Origin of the sequence: Tardiphaga sp. vice304 (genome assembly GCF_007018905.1) — a bacterium.
Taxonomy (GTDB): Bacteria; Pseudomonadota; Alphaproteobacteria; order Rhizobiales; family Xanthobacteraceae; genus Tardiphaga.
This window is the reverse complement of the sequence record NZ_CP041402.1, coordinates 501,430-522,362: the sequence shown is the minus strand read 5'-3', so window position 1 is coordinate 522,362 and position 20,933 is coordinate 501,430. Positions and strand designations below refer to the sequence as shown.

Genomic DNA, 20,933 nt, shown 5'->3' with positions numbered 1-20,933 from the left:
TGCCCAGAGCCCCCTCATCCGACGCCGACTTCGTCGGCGCCACCTTCTCCCACAAGGGGAGAAGGAAGGAAAAAAGCAAAGAAAAAGCCCCGGCTTTCGGCCGGGGCTTCGATCTCTTGGAGCAACCGGTAGGTTACTCTTTCTGTCCGAGCAGCTGCAGCAGCAGCGTGAACAGGTTGATGAAGTTCAGGTACAGCGACAGCGCACCGGTGATCGCCGCACGTTCGGCGACGTCGCCACCCTGCGAGGCGTAGCCGTAGATGTAGTCGTTCTTCAGGCGCTGGGTATCGTAGGCGGTGAGGCCCGCGAAGATCAGCACGCCGACCATCGAGACGATGAACTGCAGCATCGAGGAGGCCACGAACATGTTGACCACGCTCGCGATGATGATGCCGAACAGGCCCATGATCAGGAACGAACCCATGCCCGTCATGTCACGCTTGGTGGTGTAGCCGTACAGGCTCAGCGCACCGAACGAGGCGGCGGTGATGAAGAACACCCGGGTGATCGAGGTGTGCGTGTACACCAGGAAGATCGACGACAGCGAGATGCCCATCAGGGCCGCGAAAGCCCAGAACATCAACTGCGCTGTCGCCGGCTTCAGCCGGTTGATGCCGAACGAGATGGCGAACACCATCGCGAGCGGCGCCAGGATGAAAACCCACTTCAGGGGGCTGACGAACATCGTGTAGCCGAAAGGCGTCAGGAACGAGTTGCCGATCTTGGCCGCGGCACCCGACGGGTCGGTGGTCACGGCTGCCATGTACACGCCGAGCGCGGCCAGACCGGTGATGGCCAGGCCGATCGACATGTAATTGTAGATGCGCAGCATGTAGGAGCGCAGGCCGGCATCGACCGCAGCGGTGTCACGCGCAGCGGCCTGGCCGAAAGGAGAAGCATAGTTTCGGTCGAAGTCCGACATGGTCGAAGTCCTGTGTTGTCCGACTGGCCGCAAAGGGTTTGCGCCGTCGGTGCGAATTTATCCCAGATCCGGTGCCCTGAGCCATTAAATCGATGTCACGATCAATGGCTGTTGCGCCGGTCGTCTGACCCAGAGGGTATTTGGTAAACTAACACATTCCGTGCAAGCTTCCATGCGTGGCGGAATGTCGCCCCACCCCTGCATGTCCGTGCGCTTTGGTAAATCTCGCGCAACTGCTTTTGCCGGGATTTCCGGATCTGGCGCTATTCGTGCCAAATCGGGTCACAAATTGCGCAATACGGTCGCCGGCTTCTGATTCAGTGCGACAAGGGTACCTGCCAGGCCCAGCCCCACTGTGACAATTAGCGCGGCCAGCACGACGCCCAGCGCGCTGACGGCCTGCCATTCGAAGCCCAGCGTCATCAGTCTTGTGACGATCAGCCAGGCCGCGACCGATCCGGCGAGCACGCCGAACACGGCGGTGGCCAGGCCGATCATCAGATATTCCAGCGCATAGGCGCCAAGCAGCCGGGCGCGGGTGGCGCCCAGCGTCTTGAGAATCACGGCGTCATAGACGCGGTGGCGATGCCCGGCGGCGAGCGCCCCGCCCAGCACCAGAATGGCGGACAGCAGCGTGACCGCGCTGGCGCCGCGAATCGCCAGAACGAGGTTGGTAACGACGCCGCCGATGGTATCGAGCGCCTCGCGAACGCGGACGCTGGTGACCATTGGAAACGCGTCCGCCACCGCCTTGACCAGCGGGGCATCCTGGGTCGGATCTGGATGTGCCTCGGTCAGGGTGGCGATATGGGTGTGCGGCGCGCCGCGGAAGGTGTTGGGCGAGAACACCAGCACGAAATTGATGCCCAGGCTCTGCCAGTCCACCGTCCGCATATTGGCGATCTTGGCCGAGATGTCGCGGCCGAGCACGTTGACGACGACGACGTCGCCGATCTTCAGCCCGAGCCCGTCGGCGAGCTTCTTCTCGAACGAGACTAAAGGCGGGCCGGCATAATCCGGCGCCCACCAGTCGCCTTCGACCAGCTTGGAGCCCTTCGGCACCTCGTTGGTGTAGCTGAGGCCGCGGTCACTCTGCAGCACCCATTCGGCATCAGACGACGGTTTCAGGTCCTCGGCCTTGACGCCGCGCGCCGAAACGATCCGGCCGCGCAGCATCGGCACGTCCTCGACGGTCGATTGCGGCGCCTTTTCCTTCAGGAACGCGCCGAAGCGGTCGGCCTCGGTGGAGGGGATGTCGATGAAGTAGAACGACGGCGCCTTCTCAGGCAACGCGGCCATGAACTGGCGGCGCAGATTACCGTCGATCTGGGTGATGGTCACCAGCACGGTAAGGCCGAGCCCGAGCGACATCACCACCGACGGTGTCAGCGCCCCCGGCCGGTAGACGTTAGCGAGCGCCAGCCGCAGCATGGTGGCCGTCGGCCGCGGTAGGCGCCGAGCGAACGCCATCATCACCGAGGCAATGCCGCGCAGCAGCGCGAAGATCACCATCGACGACACCACGAACACCGCCGCGACGCGCTTGTCGTAGGCCAGGCCGATCACCACCGCTACCAGCAGCACGATTACCAGGCCCATCCAGAGGAGATAGATCCGCTTGGGACGGTGGACTTCGCCGGACACCTCGTCGCGAAACAGGGCCGCGACCGGCACGTCATGGACCCGCGCCAGCGGCCACAGCCCGAACGCCAGCGCCGTCAGCAGGCCGTAGACCAGCGACAGCGCCAGTTCGCCGGGATGCAGCGACGCCACGATCGGCAGCGGCAGCAATTTGCCGAACAGGCCGACGATCGCAAACGGCAGGCCGGCGCCGAGCAGCAGCCCGATCAGCGAGCCGATCGCAGCCAGCACCAGCACCTGGGTGAGATAGATCGCGAACACGTCGCGGCCGGTGGCGCCGAGCGCCTTCAGCGCGGCGATGACGTCGCGGCGGCGATCGATATGGCTCTTCACCGCGTTGGCGACGCCGACGCCGCCGACCAGCAGCGAGGCAAGGCCGACCAGAGTCAGGAACTGGGTGAAGCGGGTGATGGTGCGCTCGAGCTGCGGCGACGCATTATCGCGGGTACGGATTTCCCAGCCGGCCTGCGGCAGGGCCTTGCGCGATGCATCGGCGAGCGCGCCGGCGGCACGGTCATCGGCCGCGCCATCCGGCAATCGCACGCGATAGATCCAGCGCACCAGGCTGCCCGGCTGCAGCAATTGCGTCGCCCGCAGCGCGTCCTCACTGGCGAGAAAACGCGGCGCGAAGCCGACGGCGCCGGACAGCTTGTCCGGCTCGGACGAGATCACGCTGCGGATCTGGAAGGTTGCTGAGCCCACCGTGACGTGGTCGCCGAGCTTGAGGTCGAGCCGCGCCATCAGCGTCGTATCGGTCGCCGCGCCAAAGACACCGTCGCGTTCAGCGACGAGATCGCGCACCGCCATGTCCGGCGCCATCGTGACCTGGCCCAGCATCGGATAGGAATCGTCGATGGCCTTGATCTCGACCAGCGCCAGATTTCCGTCCGCAGCCTTGGCCATGCCGCGCAGCGACGCCGCCACGGACACCTGGCCGCGCGAGCGCAGGAAGGCGAGTTCGTCGGGGCTGGCCTCGCGCTGCATCAGCGAGAACGCCGCGTCGCCGCCGAGCAGCGTGCGGCCCTCGCGCGCCAGGCCTTCGCTCAGCGACGCCGCCACCGAGCCGACGCCGGCGATCGCCATCACGCCGAGCGCGATGCAGGCAATAAATACGTAGAAGCCGCGCAAGCCGCTGCGCATCTCGCGCAAGGCGTAACGCAGCGCCAGCGACGGGCCGCGGCTGGCCGGGATGGTGTCAGAAATTGTCGTCATCAGGCAGTTTCGATGCGGCCGGAGCGCAGCCGCACCACGCGGTCGCATTTATGCGCCAGCGCGGTATCATGCGTGACCAGCACCAGCGTCATGCCGCGGCTGGCGTGCTGCGCGAACAGAAGATCGACAATCTGGCTGCCGGTGGTCTCGTCGAGATTGCCGGTCGGCTCGTCGGCGACCAGGATCGCCGGATCCGGCGCCAGCGCGCGCGCCAAAGCGACGCGCTGCTGCTCGCCGCCGGACAATTGCGTGGGGTAGTGATGCAGCCGGTGGCCGAGCCCGACGGCTTCCAGTTCCTGCGTCGCCCGCGCCATGGCGTCCGTGCGGCCGGCCAGTTCGAGCGGCACCGCGACGTTCTCCAGCGCGGTCATGGTCGGGATCAGATGAAAGCTCTGGAACACGATGCCGACATGCCGACCACGAAACCGTGCGAGACCGTCCTCGTCCAGTGCATTGAAAGAGGTGCCGTTGACCACCACCTCTCCGCTATCAGGACGTTCCAGCCCCGCCATCACCATCAGCAGCGTCGATTTGCCGGAACCCGACGGGCCGATCAGCCCGATGGCTTCGCCGGATCCGACGCGCAGGCTGATATCCCGCAGGATATGCACGCGTGCGGCGCCGGTGCCGAGCGACAGGTTGACGTTCGAAATGGCAATGGTGTCCGGGCTCAGCCCGGCCGATGATGAGGTCTCGATGAAAGTATCCATGCAGGCTTCATATGGCACTTGGCGACGAAGGGTCGAGGGTCTGTCGTGCACATTTGCGTGGCTGATCGCCGCCGGGCTGGTCCTGTCGGCCCCGATCGCGCCCGCCGCGGCACAGGATGCCGCAGCCAAACCGGTCAGGCTGGTGGTGCTGGGCGACTCGCTGAGCGCGGGCTACGGACTGCCGGCCAATGCGGCGTTTCCGGTCCGGCTGCAGGCCGCACTCAAGGACAAGGGCACCGCGGTCGAGGTCATCAATGCCGGGGTGTCCGGCGATACCACCTCGGGTGGGCTCGGCCGGCTCGACTGGTCGGTTCCGGACGGCACAAAGGGGGTGATCCTGGAGCTCGGCGCCAACGACGCGCTGCGCGGCATCGACCCGAAAGTGCCGCGCGAGGCGTTGAGCGAGATCATCCGGCGGCTGCAGGCGCGCAAGATCGCGGTGCTGCTGGCCGGCATGGTCGCACCGCCGAATTACGGCGCCGACTATGCGCAGAAGTTCAATTCGATCTATCCGGATCTGGCGAAGCAGTTCGGCGTGCCGCTGTATCCGTTCTTCCTCGAAGGCGTCGCCGGCAATACGAAGCTGGCGCTGCCCGACGGCATGCACCCGACCACCGAAGGCATCGACATCGTGGTGAAGAACATCCTGCCCAGCGTCGAGGCATTCATCGGTTCGATCCCTAAGCAACCCGGTTGAAATTGCGGCGCCGGCAACCTTAACATGAGGTTTTCCCGGAGCATTTTCCCGTTCCGGGCGTCGAATGCTTCGCGCTGTCACTGAACTACGCTAGAAATTTATATCGGTGATTCGTCACCGGCCCTGTTGTCAGGACATGATCTTCGCCGAGCAGCGCACGCGCTGTTCGGCGAAGATCGGGTCCTTGCAGTGAGGAGCTTTCAATGCCGCGTTTGTTCACCGGACTGGAAATACCGGCCGAGATTGGCCAGACCCTTTCCCACTTGCGTGGGGGCCTCCCCGGCGCCCGCTGGGTCGATCCCGAAAACTATCACGTCACCCTTCGCTTCATCGGCGACATCGACGGCGTCTCCGCCAACGAGATCGCGTCCTTGCTGGACCGCGTCAACCGCAAGCCGTTCGAGGTGGCGCTGCAGGGGCTGTCGAGCTTCGGCGGCAAGAAGCCGCGCGCCGTCGTCGCCCAGGTGGTGCCGAGCCGGCCGCTGATCGAGTTGCAGGCCGAGCTGGAGCGCCTGGTGCGCCGTGTCGGGCTCGATCCGGAGGGGCGCAAATTTATCCCGCATGTGACGCTGGCCTGGCTGCGCGACGCCTCCAACCAGGACGTCGCCGACTATCTGTCGATGCGCGGCTATTTCCCGACCAAGACCTTCAAGGCGCAACGCTTCGTGCTGTATTCCTCGCGCGCCTCGACCGGCGGCGGGCCCTATGTGGTCGAGGATGCCTATGCGCTGAGCGCGTAGCGCTCTTCCTTTCCCTCTCCCCCAGCGCCGCGGGAGAGGGTGCCTGATCGCAGCGAAGGCAGGAGAGGAAAAGAAGGCGCATATCGGCCCTCCCGATTTCGCACCTTGCATTTTGCGCCCGCGTGGGGCCGTTAGACGCCATGTCATCTGCCCCGCCCCTGTCTTTTCGCCAGCAATACCAATCCCTCGTCGCTTCCGGCACGATCGAAGCCGATCCGGCCCAGGCGCGCGCCGTGGAGGCGATCGCGCAACTCGACGCCGTTCTGTCGGCCTACCGGCCGCCGCGCAAGCAGGGCTTCCTCAGCCGGCTGTTCGCCGACAAGAAGAACGGTGCCCCGCCGCGCGGGCTCTACGTGTTCGGCGAGGTCGGCCGCGGCAAGACCATGCTGATGGACCTGTTCTTCGACGCCAGCCCGGTCGAGCACAAAAAGCGCTGGCATTTCCATGAATTCATGGCCGAGGTGCATGAGCGCATCTACGGCTTCCGCCAGCAGGTCGCGAAGGGCGAACTGCCCGATGGCGACGTCATCGCGCTGACCGCCAACTCGATCTTCGAGGAAGCCTGGCTTTTGTGCTTCGACGAATTCCACGTCACCGACATCGCGGATGCGATGATCCTCGGCCGGCTGTTCTCGCGGCTGTTCGAACAGGGCACCGTGTTGTTCGCGACCTCCAATGTCGAGCCGGTCAATCTCTACAAGGGCGGGCTGAACCGCGCGCTGTTCCTGCCCTTCATCAAGCAGATCGAGCACCACATGGCGGTGATGCGGCTGGATTCGCGCACCGACTTCCGGCTGGAAAAGCTGGCCGGGCTGAAGACCTGGCTGGTGCCGGCCGACCAGGCGGCCGAGCGCGCGCTTGATGCGGCTTTTACAAAGATTGCCGGCGGCGCGGGCCGACCGCGCGACATTTCGATCAAGGGCCGCACGCTGCACATCCCCTGCGAGGCGCATGGCGTCGCGCGGTTTTCCTTCGCGGATCTCTGCGAGAAGCCGCTCGGCGCCTCCGACTATCTGCGGCTGGCGCATGATTATCACACGCTGGTCATCGACCGGATTCCGATGATGGATTATGGCGACCGCAACGCCGCCAAGCGCTTCATCGCGCTGATCGATACTTTGTACGACAACGCGGTGAAGCTGATGGCCTCGGCCGCCGGCGAGCCGCACGCGCTGTACAAGGCCAGCGAAGGTTTCGAGGCGATGGAGTTTGACCGGACCGCTTCGCGATTGTTCGAGATGGGCTCGGAAACCTATCTGGCGCTGCCCCATGGCCGCAGCGACTCGACCGCCGGCGGGGCATCGACCGGGCTGGTGGAGACGTAACGCTCCGGCATCTCCCTGTCGTCCCCGCGAACGCGGGAACGACAGCCGTAAACGCCGGTGCGGCCGCCCGCGCCCCGGAATGACAGGGGGGGGCGCAATCCAATTTTGCAATGCAGCCCGTCGCCCGACATTTGCTCCCGCCGCGACTTGAACGGTTTCGGCGAAAGGGATAACCAGCCACTCGGCAAGTCCTGCTCCCACCTTCACTCCTTCGGCTTCAAAGGATCAACTCCCATGGCGCGTAACAAGATCGCACTGATTGGCTCCGGTCAGATCGGCGGAACGCTGGCTCACCTGATCGGCCTGAAAGAACTCGGCGACGTGGTGATGTTCGACATCGCCGAAGGCGTGCCGCAGGGCAAATCGCTCGATCTCGCGCAGTCCTCCCCGGTCGACGGCTTCGACGCCAAGATGACCGGCGCCAATTCCTACGAGGCCATCGAAGGCGCCAATGTCGTCATCGTCACCGCCGGCGTGCCGCGCAAGCCCGGCATGAGCCGCGACGACCTGCTGTCGATCAACCTCAAGGTGATGGAGCAGGTCGGCGCCGGCATCAAGAAGTACGCCCCCGACGCCTTCGTGATCTGCATCACCAACCCGCTCGACGCCATGGTCTGGGCGCTGCAGAAGGCCTGCGGCCTGCCGCACAACAAGGTGGTCGGCATGGCCGGCGTGCTGGATTCGGCGCGTTTCCGCTACTTCCTGGCCGATGAATTCAACGTCTCGGTCGAAGACGTCACCGCCTTCGTGCTCGGCGGCCACGGCGACACCATGGTGCCGCTGGTCAAGTATTCGACCGTCGCCGGCATCCCGCTGCCCGACCTGATCAAGATGGGCTGGACCTCGCAGGCCCGCCTCGACGAGATCGTCGACCGCACCCGCAATGGCGGCGCCGAGATCGTCAACCTCCTGAAGACCGGCTCGGCGTTCTACGCCCCCGCCGCCTCGGCCGTCGCGATGGCCGACAGCTATCTCAAGGACAAGAAGCGCGTGCTGCCCTGCGCCTCCTATCTGAACGGCGAATACGGCGTGAAAGACATGTATGTCGGCGTGCCCGTCGTGATCGGCGCCAAGGGCGTCGAGCGCATCGTCGAGATCGAACTGTCCGGCAAGGACCGCGAAGGCTTCGACAAGTCGGTGGCCTCGGTCGTCGGCCTGATGGACGCCTGCAAGAAGATCGCCCCCGACCTGCTCGGCGGCTAAGTCCACCCTCTTACCGGCACCCTTTGGGTGCCGGTTTCGGTTCTGACCATCGCTGCAGGCCCCCAACCCCGGGCCGACCAGCATTCGATATTGGATCCCGCCGGGCTTGAATTGTCGCTTCCGTGGTATACGGTATGCCAATTCAAAAACGACGGGACATTCAAGTTCCACCATCCGGGGTTCGGGAGCGACTTATGAACATTCATGAATATCAGGCGAAAGCCGTGCTGAAGGAATTCGGCGTGCCCGTTTCCAGGGGCGTGCCGATCCTCAAGGCCGAGGAAGCGGAAGCAGCCGCGAAGGAGCTCGGCGGCCCGCTGTGGGTCGTGAAGAGCCAGATCCATGCCGGCGGCCGCGGCAAGGGCAAGTTCAAGGAAGCCTCGGCCGGCGAGAAGGGCGGCGTCCGCCTTTCCAGGTCGATCGAAGAGGCCAAGCAGTTCGTCAAGGAAATGCTCGGCGCGACTTTGGTCACCGAGCAGACCGGCCCGGCCGGCAAGCAGGTCAACCGGATCTATCTGGAAGACGGCTCCGACATCGAGAAGGAATTCTATCTCTCCCTCCTCGTCGATCGTGAAACCTCGCGCGTGGCGTTCGTGGTGTCCACCGAAGGCGGCATGAACATCGAGGACGTCGCCCACTCGACGCCCGAGAAGATCATCACCTTCTCCGTCGATCCGGCCACTGGCGTGATGCCGCATCACGGCCGCACCGTCGCCAAGGCGCTCGGCCTCACCGGCGACCTCGCCAAGCAGGCCGGCAAGCTGATCACCCAGCTCTATACCGCCTTCATCGCGAAGGACATGGACATGCTGGAGATCAACCCCTTGATCGTCTCCAAGACCGGCGAGCTGAAGTGCCTGGACGCCAAGATGTCGTTCGATTCGAACGCGCTGTATCGTCATCCCGAGATCGTCGCGCTGCGCGACACCACCGAGGAAGACGCCAAGGAAATCGAGGCCTCGAAATATGACCTCGCTTACATCGCGCTCGACGGCACCATCGGCTGCATGGTCAACGGCGCCGGTCTCGCGATGGCCACGCTGGACATCATCAAGCTGTACGGCGAAAGCCCGGCGAATTTCTTGGACGTCGGCGGCGGTGCCACCGAGGAGAAGGTGACCGCGGCGTTCAAGATCATAACCTCGGACCCCAGCGTGAAGGGCATCCTGGTCAACATCTTCGGCGGCATCATGAAGTGCGACATCATTGCCGCCGGCGTCGTCGCCGCGGTGAAGACCGTCGGCCTCAAGGTGCCTCTCGTGGTCCGCCTCGAAGGCACCAATGTCGAGGAAGGCAAGAAGATCATTCGTGAGAGCGGCCTCAACGTTTTGCCGGCGGACGACCTCGACGACGCCGCGCAGAAAATCGTCAACGCCGTGAAGGGAAAGTAAGCCGATGTCAGTTCTCATCGACAAGAATACCAAGGTGATGTGCCAGGGTTTCACTGGCAAGAACGGCACCTTCCACTCCGAGCAGGCGATCATCTACGGGACCAAGATGGTCGGCGGCACTTCGCCCGGCAAAGGCGGCTCCACCCATCTCGACCTGCCGGTGTTCGACACCGTGGCCGAGTGCCGCGACAAGACCGGCGCCGATGCTAGCGTGATCTACGTGCCGCCGCCGGGCGCAGCCGACGCCATCTGTGAAGCGATCGATGCGGAAATCCCGCTGATCGTCTGCATCACCGAAGGCATCCCGGTGCTCGACATGGTGCGCGTCAAGCGTTCGCTGTCCGGCTCCAAGTCGCGCCTGATCGGGCCGAACTGCCCGGGCGTCGTCACTGCCGGCGAGTGCAAGATCGGCATCATGCCGGCCAACATCTTCAAGCCCGGCAATGTCGGCATCCTGTCGCGCTCCGGCACGCTGACCTATGAAGCCGTGTTCCAGACCACCATGGCCGGCCTCGGCCAGACCTCGGCGGTCGGCATCGGCGGCGATCCGGTCAAGGGCACCGAGTTCATCGACATTCTCGAGATGTTCCTGGCCGACGACGCGACCCATTCGATCATCATGATCGGCGAAATCGGCGGCTCGGCGGAAGAAGACGCCGCGCAGTTCATCAAGGACGAAGCCAAGCGCGGCCGCAAGAAGGCGATCGTCGGCTTCATCGGCGGCGTTACCGCCCCTCCCGGCCGTCGCATGGGCCATGCCGGCGCGATCGTGTCGGGCGGCAAGGGCGACGCACAGAGCAAGATCGCGGCGATGAAATCCGCGGGCTTCGCCGTCTCGCCGTCGCCTGCGCGCCTCGGCACCACGCTGGTGGAATTGCTGAAGGGCTAGGGTTTAGCGCTGGTATCAAAATGAAAAGGCCCGCTCGTAAGAGCGGGCCTTTTTGTTGTGGTGGTCATTCCGGGGCGCGAGCGCGTGAGCGGCGAGAGAACCTCATGCACTCCAATCGGAGTGGCGGGGAACCTCGACATGTTCAGCGCGCCTCATCTCGAGGTTCCGGGTCTCCATCAGCCGGCTTTGCCGTCTGCCGCATCCCGGGACGACAGTTCTTGTGTCGGCCTATTGCAGCGCCGTTGATGGCTCGATCGGGCATGAATCGCCGGTACCCGGGGGAAGATCAGACCAAGCGCGAATTAAATGTCATAAAGCGACCAGGGTACGGAACCGGACGCAGACTCGCATGTTGTTGGAAATTACCGTAGTCTCTTGGCCATTGACGGTGCCAGAGAGTCCGGTAGCGCTCACGCTTTCGAAAAGAGCGCCATGTCCAAAGTTCCTTCATTTTCAGGCTGCTGTCCCAGGCATTTGCCGGACAGCCTTCCATCGACGATCCGGGACGGTCAGACCGCGGCTCATCTCTGCGATCGCCGCGAAGCCTCGACAACATCCGGATATCAGCGGACACGCCAATCGGCATTTGCACGGGATCGCCGACGATCGCAGCACCCGATGCGCGGGCGATCGTTGTGTCAGCGCACCGTTGCCTGCCCGCGTCCTACTTGAAAGCTAGTCATGCGCCTGTCGACCTTCATCCGCGAGAATTCCGCTCCCATCATCGCCGAATGGGAGGCCTTTGCCGGTACGCTTGACCCGTCGCCGGAAGCGGCGAGCCCGCTATCGCTGCGCAACCACATCGCGTACATCCTGCGATTCGTGGCCGACGATATCGACAGCCCGCAGACCGACGCGGAGCAGGTCGACAAGTCGCAGGGCAAAAACGCTAGGCGTTCGACAAACAGCGTGGCCGAAGTTCACGCCGCGTTGCGCCAGGCCGGCGGCTTCAACATGGATCAGATGGTCTCCGAGTACCGGGCATTGCGGGCGAGCGTGGTCAAGCTGTGGAGCGCACAGACCACGGAAACGACATTGCAGGATATCCACGACCTCACGCGGTTCAACGAAGCGATCGATCAGGAACTGACCGAGTCGATCAGCTACTATTCCTTGAAGGTCGAGCGCTCCCGCAACCTGTTCCTCGGCATTCTCGGTCATGATCTTCGCAATCCAATCGGTGCCATGACGATGTCGGCTGAACTGATCGGTCGGATCGGGTCGCTCAGCGAGCGCCAGACGATGCTGATCTCACAGATCTCCGTTAGCGCAAGCCGCGTGATGGAAATCCTCGATCAGTTGCTCGACCTCACCCGGGCTCGCCTCGGATCCGGCCTGCAGATCATTCGTGAAACAATGGATATGGCGTTCGTCGCGCGGCAGCTCGTCGATGAAATGCGAACAGCTCATCCTGGGAACAGCTTCACCGTCGAAGTGTCGGGCGACACCGAAGGAGCGTGGGACAGGCCCCGTATTGGTCAGGTGTTTTCAAACCTGCTCGGCAACGCCGTGCAGTACGGGTTCAAGGATCTCCCCATCAATGTATCCATCAGGGGCGAGACGCATGATGTTTCGGTCTCGATTCACAATGATGGTGTTCCGATCCCTCCAAACGCCGTGGCCGGAATTTTCGAAGCGCTGGTTCGCAGCGGCGACGGGGAAGACGTCCATTTGCAGTCGAACAATCTGGGGCTGGGATTGTACATTACCAAAGAGATCGTCGTGGCCCATGGCGGGAGCATAAAGGTTACCTCGTCCGAAAAGACCGGGACGACTTTCACCGCCCGCTTTCCCCGCGCCTAGACCAGGTGACGGAAGGTCTGTTCAGCCAGAAGGGCACGGCAATAGCGGCTCGCTCTAACGAACGGGCCTTTTTGTTCAGCTTGTCCTTCACGGCCGCGCGTATGTCAGCGGAGGTCTAAGCCCGCCCTCCCATTGGAAGGGCGGGAGATCGAGATGTGACGCGATGAACATTTCGAGGTTCCGGGTCTGCGCCATCCGGCGTTGCCGTCTGTCGCATCCCGGAGCGACAGCTGCTCTCTACTCCGCCGCCTGCAACTGCTTGTCGCCGACAACCGGCAGGCCTTCCTCGATCGGGTATTTGCTATCGCGGCTCCATTCGTTCCAGGAGCCGAAATACATCCGCACGTCCATCACGCCGGCGTTCTTCAGCGCCAGGAAGGTGTTCGAGGCACGCGCGCCCTTGAAGCAGTAGAGGTAGACGGTCGTGCTCGGCGTGATGCCGACCGTGGCGCATTCGGCCAGAATCTCGTTCTTCGACTTGAAGCGCGGGCCCTCCGAGGTCGGCTTCATCATGCGGTACCATTCGATCCAGACCGCGCCGGGGATCCGGCCCATCCGCGGGCAGAAATCGCGACCGTAAGGCGATGAGCTCTCGCCGATCCATTCATCGACGTCGCGAACGTCGAGCAACGCGATCGAGGGATTGCCGAGTGCCGCCTGCATGGTCACGGCATCGATCAGGATGGAGCCGGCCTCCGGTCTGACCTTGAACGCGGCGGGCACGGGGGTGGGCATGTCGGTGGTGGTCGGCAGGCCCTTCTGGGTCCAGGCGTCATAGCCGCCGTGCAGCACCTTGATCTTCGGGTAGCCCAAAAATTCCAGCAGGAAGTAGCCGCGGCAGGACTGGCCGAAGCCGGAGTTCATGGACTGCTCGTAGATCACCGCGGTCTCGGCGCCCGACAGGCCGGCGCCGCCGAAGGCGTCGGCGAATTTCTTCTTGAGTTCTTCCATGCCCTCGGGGGTCGAGGTCGCGAGGAAGGTGAAGATCTCGTGCAGATTGACGGCGCAGGGGACGTGGCCGGCGGCGTAGGCGTCAGGATTGCGCGTATCGATGATCACGCAAGGTTCGGACGTCATGAAGGGGACGAGTTCGTCTGCGGAAATCAGGATGTCAGCCATTAGCAAAGCCTCCACTGGGTTGTCGGGGGGTTGTCACGCGTCGTCGCTTTCGAATCACAGTCGCTTGGCCTCAGGTCTCTCCCGGATGTTCGCGCGCATTGTCTGCGAGCATTTTTCTGAGTTGCTTGGTGGCGGGGGTGACGATCGCCACGAAATACGCTTCGCGCAGCCGCCGCTGGGCGGCGTGCGATTTCAGATAGCCGCGCGCGCCACAATGCAGCATCGCGGCATGCGCCGCGGCCACCGCGGCATCGCCGGCACGCAGCCTGAGCTCGACCACCTCGCGCCAGTAGGCGTTGCTGGTATCAAACGGCGTGGCGGCGAGCCGCATCGTCGCGCCTTCGAGTTCGGCCAGCACGGCGGCGAAATCCTCGGGCTGCTGCGGCAGATAGCAGTTGACGTGTGCCAACGCGGGCTTCACGCCCTGCATCAGTTCGATGCAGTCGCGCACCAGCCCCAGCCCCATGCCCATCTGCATCAGGATGAAGCCGGCGCGGATTTTCTTGACGAACGGCATCGCGGAGGCGGCCAGCACCTGATCGTCGGGAATGAAGACGTCGCGGAGCTGCACGCCGTAGGTGCCGGTGCCGTCCATCGCCAGGAACGGCTGGCATGGCGTCAGCGTGACAGCGGGATCGGCACAGTCGACCAGGAACATCACCTTGTCGGAGCCATCCTCGAGTTCGAAGATGGTGCCGAACAGATGGTCGGGGCCGAGATTGGACACCCACGGCAGCGCGCCGCGCACGATGTAGCCGCCGTCCACGCGGCGGCCTTTCAGCTTGAGCTTCTCGATGCCGAAGAAGCTCTTCATCGGATTCGACAGCCCGGTGCCGCCGAGCAGTTGGCCGCTTTCGGCGCGGTCGAGAAATTTCGCCTTCAGCGCGGCATTGTCGGAATTGAGGATGTACCAGACCAACGTGTCCTGGCACCACGCCATGAAGGCGGTGGCGCCGCAGATTTCGGCGATCGCCGAGATGCCGCCGATGGTGTCTCGCAGGTCGGCATGCGCGGACCAGGCGCCGATCTCGCCGAAGCAGCGCATCGCTTTGTCCGGAAAGATTTCGCCGTCGTCGATCTGCTGCAGGATCGGCGTCAGCTCGGACCGTGCCAGCGACGCGACCCCTTCGAAGAACGAAACGGTCTGCTGCTCAACCTTGTCGGCGTTTCGCAGCGCAGCCATCGTGGTCATGATCGTCTCCGTCACGGGGGATAGAGGCGCAACCGCATCGCTGCGGTTGATGGCTTTCTTCCCTCGCCCCGCTCTGGCGGGGAGAGGTGAAGAGCCTTACGCGGAGACCTCGAGATTGACCGGGCGGGTGAAGGTGTTGGCGACCGGGCTCCATTTCTTGACGTGGTCGATCAGCGCGTCGATCTCGGCCTGCGGAACGCCATCGCATTCCATGTCGACCTTGATGCGGACGTCGGTGAAACCGACCGGCTTCTCGCTGACGTCGCCGGTGCCCCACACCGCGGTGATGTTGAGGTCGCCCTCGAGCTGCAATTCGAGCTTGTTGACGATCCAGCCGCGGTGCACGGCATTGGCGTGCAGGCCAACCGCGATGCACGAGCCCAGCGCGGCCAGCGAGGCTTCCGACGGATTCGGCGCGGTGTCGTCGCCGAGCAGCGCCGGCGGCTCATCGACGATATAGGGCGGCAGGTTGCGGATATAATTGGCGTGGCGGAACTTGCCCTCGGCCACCGTCTTGCACTTCAGCGTCTTGATGACGTTGGGATTGGCCTTGCCGTTGGCGATCAACTGTTCGAGCCCGCCTTTGTCGATCGGCGCCAGGCAGCCGGTCAGCACGGTCTTTGCGGCAACAGCGGTCATGGTGTTTCTCCCTGCAGGTCGGATACGGAACGTTCTGTAGCTTTGCAGGATGCGTGCCATCGCGGCTGCCGGAGGAAAGTCGAGCGTTATGAAGCCGTTAACTGCACGGCGCGAAAACAGGCGCCGGAAGATCTGCCGCCAAATGCGCCAAACTTCGGTTTTGCCGCCTGAATGTTCGCCACGAGCCGATGATCGCTTGCACCGGTCGAGCCGCCTGACATATGAAAGGGCATGACCGATGCGATCCCGCATGACGCCGAGATCACCGTCCCGCATGTGTCGCCGCGCGGCCGGCTGATGGATGCGGCGACCCGGCTGTTCTGCAAGAACGGCATCAATGCCACCGGGATCGACGCCATCGTCGCCGAAGCCGGCACCGCCAAGACCACCCTTTACAAGATCTTCAAGTCCAAGAGCGATCTGGTCGAGGCCGTGCTCGAAGCCGAGGGCAAGGTCTGGCGCAACTGGTTCATCGCCAGCATCGAAGCCGCGAAAACACCGCGGGCCAAGCTCGATTCGATCTTCCCGGTGTTGAAGAAGTGGTTCGGCGAACAGGGTTATTACGGCTGCGTCTTCATCAATGCGGTCGGCGAACACCCCAAGGACGAGACCCGGTTGCGCGCCCTCACCATGACCCATAAAGCCTTCGTGCTCGGCCACATCGCCGGCCTGGCCCGCGCCGCCGGCGCCGCGCGACCGGAGGCCCTGGCCCATCAGATCGGCCTGTTGATGGACGGCGCCATCGTGGCCGCCATGGTGACCCGCGACCCCGGCGTGGCGGACGCCGCCGGGATGGCCGCGCAGGCCCTGCTCGATGACGCCTGCGGCCGCGTGTCAGCCAAGCGTTCCCGGCGCAGTGCGCTGCAGGGCGACGCTGCAGCATTGGCCCGCGAAACCCTTAGCCCGGTTGAGTAAACAGCTCCGCACGTATGTTTGACTCGGCATTCAGATCTTCGCATTTTCCGGGCGCAACTTTTGCCTATATAGGGTAGAAGGTCCGCGCTATTCAGGCTGCTCCGACGAACGGATCGGCCCTCGCCCATTATCGCGCGACGCCAAAAATCAGGAAGCAATCATGTCTCGCCAGGACGCGAATGCCGCTTTTGCCCTCTCTTCATTTTTGCAGGGCGCAAATGCCACGTATATCGACGAACTGTATGCCCGTTACGAAAAGGACCCCTCCTCGGTCGATACCGAGTGGCAGGAGTTCTTCAAGAGCCTGAAGGACGCGCCCGCCGACGTCCAGGCGAATGCCGAGGGCCCGTCCTGGGAGAAGGCCAACTGGCCGGTGCTTCCCAATGACGACCTGACCTCCGCGATGGACGGCAACTGGGCGCAGGTCGAGAAGGCCGTCGGCGCCAAGCTGGCCGCCAAGGCGTCGGCGGGTTCCGCCAAGCCCGGCGCGGCAGCCCCGACCGGCGACATCAACCAGGCGACCCGCGATTCGGTGCGCGCCTTGATGCTGATCCGCGCCTTCCGCATGCGCGGCCACTTCCATGCCAATCTCGATCCGCTGGGTATCGAAGGCCAGAAGGACCATGAGGAGCTCGATCCGCGCTCCTACGGCTTCACCGATGCCGACTATGATCGCAAGATCTTCCTCGATCACGTGCTCGGCCTCGAATACGGCACGCTGCGCGAGATCGTCGCGATCTGCCAGCGCACCTACTGCCAGACGCTCGGCGTCGAATTCATGCACATCTCGAACCGGGCGCAGAAGGCCTGGATCCAGGAACGCATCGAAGGCCCGGACAAGGAAATCTCCTTCACCCGCGAAGGTCGCCGCGCCATCCTGCAGAAGCTGGTCGAGGCCGACGGCTTCGAGAAGTTCTGCGACGTCAAGTTCACCGGCACCAAGCGGTTCGGCCTCGACGGCGGGGAATCGCTGATCCCGGCGCTGGAGCAGATCATCAAGCGCGGCGGCAATCTCGGCGTCCGCGACATCGTGGTCGGCATGCCGCATCGCGGCCGCCTCAACGTGCTGACCCAGGTGATGGGCAAGCCGCACCGCGCGCTGTTCCATGAATTCAAGGGCGGCTCTGCCAATCCCGACGAGGTCGAAGGCTCCGGCGACGTCAAGTATCATCTCGGCGCGTCGTCCGACCGCGAGTTCGACCAGAACAAGATCCATCTGTCGCTGACCGCCAACCCGTCGCATCTCGAGATCGTCGATCCGGTCGTGCTCGGCAAGGTCCGCGCCAAGCAGGACCAGAACGGCGATCCGCCGGATGCGCGCATCTCGGTGCTGCCGCTGCTGATGCATGGCGACGCGGCGTTCGCAGGCCAGGGCGTGGTCGCGGAATGTTTCGCATTGTCGGACCTGAAGGGCTACCGCACCGGCGGTTCGATCCACTTCATCGTCAACAACCAGATCGGCTTCACGACCTATCCGCGCTATTCGCGCTCCTCGCCCTACCCGTCGGATGTGGCGAAGATGATCGATGCGCCGATCTTCCACGTCAACGGCGACGATCCGGAAGCCGTGGTGTTCGCCGCCAAGATCGCGATCGAATTCCGGCAGAAATTCCACAAGCCCGTCGTCATCGACATGTTCTGCTACCGCCGCCACGGCCATAACGAAGGCGACGAGCCGGCATTCACCCAGCCGGTGATGTACAAGAACATCGCGACGCATGCCTCGACGCTGGAGCTATATTCCAAGCGGCTCGTCGCCGACGGTGTGATGACGCAGGGCGAGATCGACAAGGCGAAGGCCGACTGGCGCGCCCGTCTCGATGCCGAGCTCGAAGCCGGCGCCGGCTACAAGCCGAACAAGGCCGACTGGCTCGACGGCAAGTGGGCGGGCTTCAAGTCCGCCGACCAGGAAGAAGATCCGCGCCGCGGCATCACCGGCGTCGACGTCGCCAAGCTGCGCGAGATCGGCACCAAGATCACCAAGGTGCCGGACGGTTTCCGCATCCACAAGACGGCGCAGCGCTTCCTCGACACCCGCGCCAAGGCGATCGAGAGCGGCAACAACATCGACTGGGCGACCGGCGAGGCGCTGGCGTTCTGCACCCTGATCGAGGATGGCCATCACGTGCGTCTGTCCGGCCAGGATTCGGAGCGCGGCACCTTCTCGCAGCGCCATTCGGTGCTGTTCGACCAGGAAGACGAGAGCCGCTACACGCCGTTCAACCATCTCGGCCCCGATAAGGGCCATTATGAAGTCATCAACTCGCTATTGTCGGAAGTCGCGGTGCTCGGCTTCGAATATGGCTACTCGCTGGCCGAGCCGAACGCGCTGACAATCTGGGAAGCGCAGTTCGGCGATTTCGCCAACGGCGCGCAGGTGGTGTTCGACCAGTTCATCTCGTCCGGCGAACGCAAGTGGCTGCGCATGTCGGGCCTGGTCTGCATGCTGCCGCACGGCTATGAGGGCCAGGGGCCGGAGCATTCCTCCGCGCGCCTCGAGCGCTTCCTGCAGATGGCGGCGGAAGACAACATGCAGGTGGTCTACGCCACCACGCCGGCGAACTTCTTCCACGTGCTGCGCCGCCAGCTCAAGCGCGAGATCCGCAAGCCGCTGATCCTGATGACGCCGAAGTCGCTGCTGCGCCACAAGCGCGCGGTCTCGAAGCTCGACGAACTCGGCGCCGGCACCACCTTCCACCGCATCCTGTTCGACGATGCGGAGAAGCTGCCGGACGAGAAGATCAAGCTCAAGCCCGACGCCAAGATCCGTCGCGTCGTGCTGTGCTCCGGCAAGGTCTATTACGACCTCTACGAGGAGCGCGAGAAGCGCGGCGCCGACGACATCTATTTGCTGCGCATCGAGCAGCTGTATCCGGTGCCGCTCAAGGCGCTGGTGCAGGAGCTCAGCCGCTTCAAGGGCGCCGAGGTGGTGTGGTGCCAGGAAGAGCCGCGCAACATGGGCGCGTGGCACTTCATCGAACCCTATCTCGAATGGGTGCTGAACCAGATCAATGCCACCCACAAGCGCCCGCGCTATGCCGGACGCGCGGCCTCCGCGGCCACTGCCACCGGCCTGATGTCGAAGCATCTCGCCCAGCTCAAGGCCTTCCTCGACGACGCCCTGAGCTAACACCACCGCACCACCGCCATGCCCCGCTCGCGCGGGGCATTCGCGCACTTGTATCACTCCAGGATTTTGGCGCGGTTGGCTGCATCGGCCGCCCTGCCGCGAGAGGAAAATAGACCATGACTGAAATTCGCGTTCCCACGCTCGGCGAATCCGTGACCGAAGCCACCATCGGGAAATGGTTCAAGAAGGCCGGTGATGCCGTCGCTGTCGACGAGCCCTTGGTCGAACTCGAAACCGACAAGGTGACGATCGAAGTGCCGGCGCCGTCCGCAGGCATTCTCGGCGAGATCATCGCCAAGGACGGCGAGACCGTCGCGGTCGGCGCCCTGCTCGGCCAGATCACCGATGGCGCCGCTGGTGCCAAGCCGGCTGCTGCGCCTGCCGCCGCACCGGCACCCGCCAAGGCCGCTGCTGCAGCGCCTGCGGCTGCTACTCCCGCGCCCTCCCAGAAGAGCCCGCCGGCCGATGCGCCGCTGGCGCCGTCGGTTCGCAAGATTTCCGCCGAGAGCGGCGTCGATGCCGCCGGCGTGGCCGGCTCCGGCAAGGACGGCCGCGTCACCAAGGGCGACATGCTGGCCGCGATCGAGAAGGCCGCGTCGGCGCCGACCCCGGTCAGCCAGCCGGCGGCCGCCGTGCAGGTCCGCGCGCCGTCGCCTGCCGACGACGCCGCCCGCGAAGAGCGCGTCAAGATGACCCGGCTGCGCCTGACCATCGCACGCCGCCTCAAGGAGGTGCAGAACACCGCCGCCATGCTCACGACCTTCAACGAGGTCGACATGAGCCACATCATGGCGATGCGCAGCCAGTACAAGGATGTGTTCGAGAAGAAGCACGGCACCAAGCTCGGCTTCATGGGCTTCTTCACCAAGGCCTGCGTGCAGGCGCTGAAGGACATCCCGTCGGTGAACGCCGAGATCGACGGCACCGACCTGATCTACAAGAACTACTATCACGTCGGCGTCGCGGTCGGCACCGACAAGGGCCTGGTAGTCCCGGTGGTGCGCGATTGCGACGGCAAGTCGATTTCGGATATCGAAAAGACCATCGCCGATTTCGGTCGCCGGGCCCGCGACGGCCAGCTCAAGATTGACGAAATGCAGGGCGGCACCTTCACCATCACCAATGGCGGCATCTACGGCTCCTTGATGTCGACGCCGATCCTGAACGCGCCGCAATCAGCCATCCTCGGCATGCACAAGATCCAGGAGCGCCCGGTGGTGGTCGCCGGCAAGATCGAGATCCGCCCGATGATGTATCTGGCGCTGAGCTACGATCACCGCGTCATCGACGGCAAGGAAGCCGTCACCTTCCTGGTCCGCGTCAAGGAAAGCCTGGAAGATCCGGCCCGTCTGGTGCTGGATCTCTGATCTCTCCGCATTCCCTACCATCAGCCGGCAGCGGTAAC

At 64.1% G+C, this 20,933-nt stretch carries 16 protein-coding genes; 10 read left to right on the top strand and 6 right to left on the bottom strand.

What is annotated here, in order from left to right:
• Nucleotides 1-133: 133 nt before the first annotated feature.
• From FNL56_RS02380 to FNL56_RS02370, 3 genes are all read right to left on the bottom strand, one after another.
• Complete coding sequence (locus tag FNL56_RS02380) at nt 134-922, bottom strand: Bax inhibitor-1/YccA family protein (protein WP_143581748.1); 789 nt, start codon at nt 920-922, stop codon at nt 134-136.
• Nucleotides 923-1,204: 282 nt separating this feature from the next.
• Nucleotides 1,205-3,775 carry an ABC transporter permease gene (locus FNL56_RS02375; protein ID WP_143571414.1) on the bottom strand — a complete coding sequence of 857 codons (2,571 nt, stop codon included), beginning with the start codon at nt 3,773-3,775 and terminating at the stop codon, nt 1,205-1,207.
• Nucleotides 3,775-4,485: an ABC transporter ATP-binding protein gene (locus FNL56_RS02370; RefSeq protein ID WP_143571413.1), complete on the bottom strand. Its 711-nt coding sequence runs from the start codon at nt 4,483-4,485 to the stop codon at nt 3,775-3,777. Before FNL56_RS02370 ends, FNL56_RS02375 begins: the two co-directional genes overlap by 1 nt.
• On the opposite strand from FNL56_RS02370, the gene FNL56_RS02365 reads away from it, so the two are divergent.
• The 7 genes from FNL56_RS02365 to FNL56_RS02335 all read left to right on the top strand — a co-directional run bounded on the left by FNL56_RS02365 (nt 4,472) and on the right by FNL56_RS02335 (nt 12,533).
• Nucleotides 4,472-5,182, top strand: a complete 711-nt coding sequence (locus tag FNL56_RS02365) for an arylesterase (RefSeq protein WP_168202837.1) — start codon at nt 4,472-4,474, stop codon at nt 5,180-5,182. The genes FNL56_RS02370 and FNL56_RS02365 overlap by 14 nt on opposite strands.
• Before the next feature lie 203 nt (nt 5,183-5,385).
• Entirely contained in the window at nt 5,386-5,922 is a 537-nt protein-coding gene (gene thpR, locus FNL56_RS02360) for an RNA 2',3'-cyclic phosphodiesterase (protein ID WP_143571411.1), read from the top strand.
• A gap of 140 nt (nt 5,923-6,062) precedes the next feature.
• Nucleotides 6,063-7,247 (top strand): cell division protein ZapE, encoded by a 1,185-nt coding sequence (gene zapE, locus FNL56_RS02355; protein WP_143581747.1) that lies wholly within the window; start codon nt 6,063-6,065, stop codon nt 7,245-7,247.
• A gap of 234 nt (nt 7,248-7,481) precedes the next feature.
• A complete protein-coding gene (gene mdh / locus FNL56_RS02350; protein ID WP_143571409.1) occupies nt 7,482-8,450 on the top strand; it encodes a malate dehydrogenase in 969 nt (322 codons plus the stop codon).
• Nucleotides 8,451-8,644: 194 nt separating this feature from the next.
• On the top strand, nt 8,645-9,841 hold the full coding sequence (gene sucC, locus FNL56_RS02345; protein WP_143581746.1) for an ADP-forming succinate--CoA ligase subunit beta: 1,197 nt from the start codon (nt 8,645-8,647) through the stop codon (nt 9,839-9,841).
• A gap of 4 nt (nt 9,842-9,845) precedes the next feature.
• Nucleotides 9,846-10,730: a succinate--CoA ligase subunit alpha gene (gene sucD, locus FNL56_RS02340; protein ID WP_143581745.1), complete on the top strand. Its 885-nt coding sequence runs from the start codon at nt 9,846-9,848 to the stop codon at nt 10,728-10,730.
• A 681-nt stretch (nt 10,731-11,411) separates the two neighbouring features.
• Entirely contained in the window at nt 11,412-12,533 is a 1,122-nt protein-coding gene (locus FNL56_RS02335) for a sensor histidine kinase (protein ID WP_143581744.1), read from the top strand.
• Between the two features lie 237 nt (nt 12,534-12,770).
• On the opposite strand, the gene FNL56_RS02330 is transcribed toward FNL56_RS02335, so the two are convergent.
• From FNL56_RS02330 to FNL56_RS02320, 3 genes are all read right to left on the bottom strand, one after another.
• Nucleotides 12,771-13,652: a sulfurtransferase gene (locus FNL56_RS02330; protein ID WP_143571405.1), complete on the bottom strand. Its 882-nt coding sequence runs from the start codon at nt 13,650-13,652 to the stop codon at nt 12,771-12,773.
• Nucleotides 13,653-13,722: 70 nt separating this feature from the next.
• Nucleotides 13,723-14,844, bottom strand: coding sequence for an acyl-CoA dehydrogenase family protein (locus FNL56_RS02325; protein ID WP_441351263.1), 1,122 nt, complete (start codon nt 14,842-14,844; stop codon nt 13,723-13,725).
• Nucleotides 14,845-14,940: 96 nt separating this feature from the next.
• The gene (locus tag FNL56_RS02320) at nt 14,941-15,483 is read right to left on the bottom strand and encodes an OsmC family protein (RefSeq protein ID WP_143571403.1); all 543 of its coding nucleotides are present in this window, start codon (nt 15,481-15,483) and stop codon (nt 14,941-14,943) included.
• A gap of 231 nt (nt 15,484-15,714) precedes the next feature.
• On the opposite strand from FNL56_RS02320, the gene FNL56_RS02315 reads away from it, so the two are divergent.
• The 3 genes from FNL56_RS02315 to odhB all read left to right on the top strand — a co-directional run bounded on the left by FNL56_RS02315 (nt 15,715) and on the right by odhB (nt 20,895).
• Complete coding sequence (locus FNL56_RS02315; protein WP_143577439.1) at nt 15,715-16,398, top strand: TetR/AcrR family transcriptional regulator; 684 nt, start codon at nt 15,715-15,717, stop codon at nt 16,396-16,398.
• A 160-nt stretch (nt 16,399-16,558) separates the two neighbouring features.
• Nucleotides 16,559-19,528: a 2-oxoglutarate dehydrogenase E1 component gene (locus tag FNL56_RS02310; RefSeq protein WP_143571401.1), complete on the top strand. Its 2,970-nt coding sequence runs from the start codon at nt 16,559-16,561 to the stop codon at nt 19,526-19,528.
• A gap of 116 nt (nt 19,529-19,644) precedes the next feature.
• Complete coding sequence (gene odhB, locus FNL56_RS02305) at nt 19,645-20,895, top strand: 2-oxoglutarate dehydrogenase complex dihydrolipoyllysine-residue succinyltransferase (RefSeq protein WP_143571400.1); 1,251 nt, start codon at nt 19,645-19,647, stop codon at nt 20,893-20,895.
• Nucleotides 20,896-20,933 lie beyond the last annotated feature (38 nt).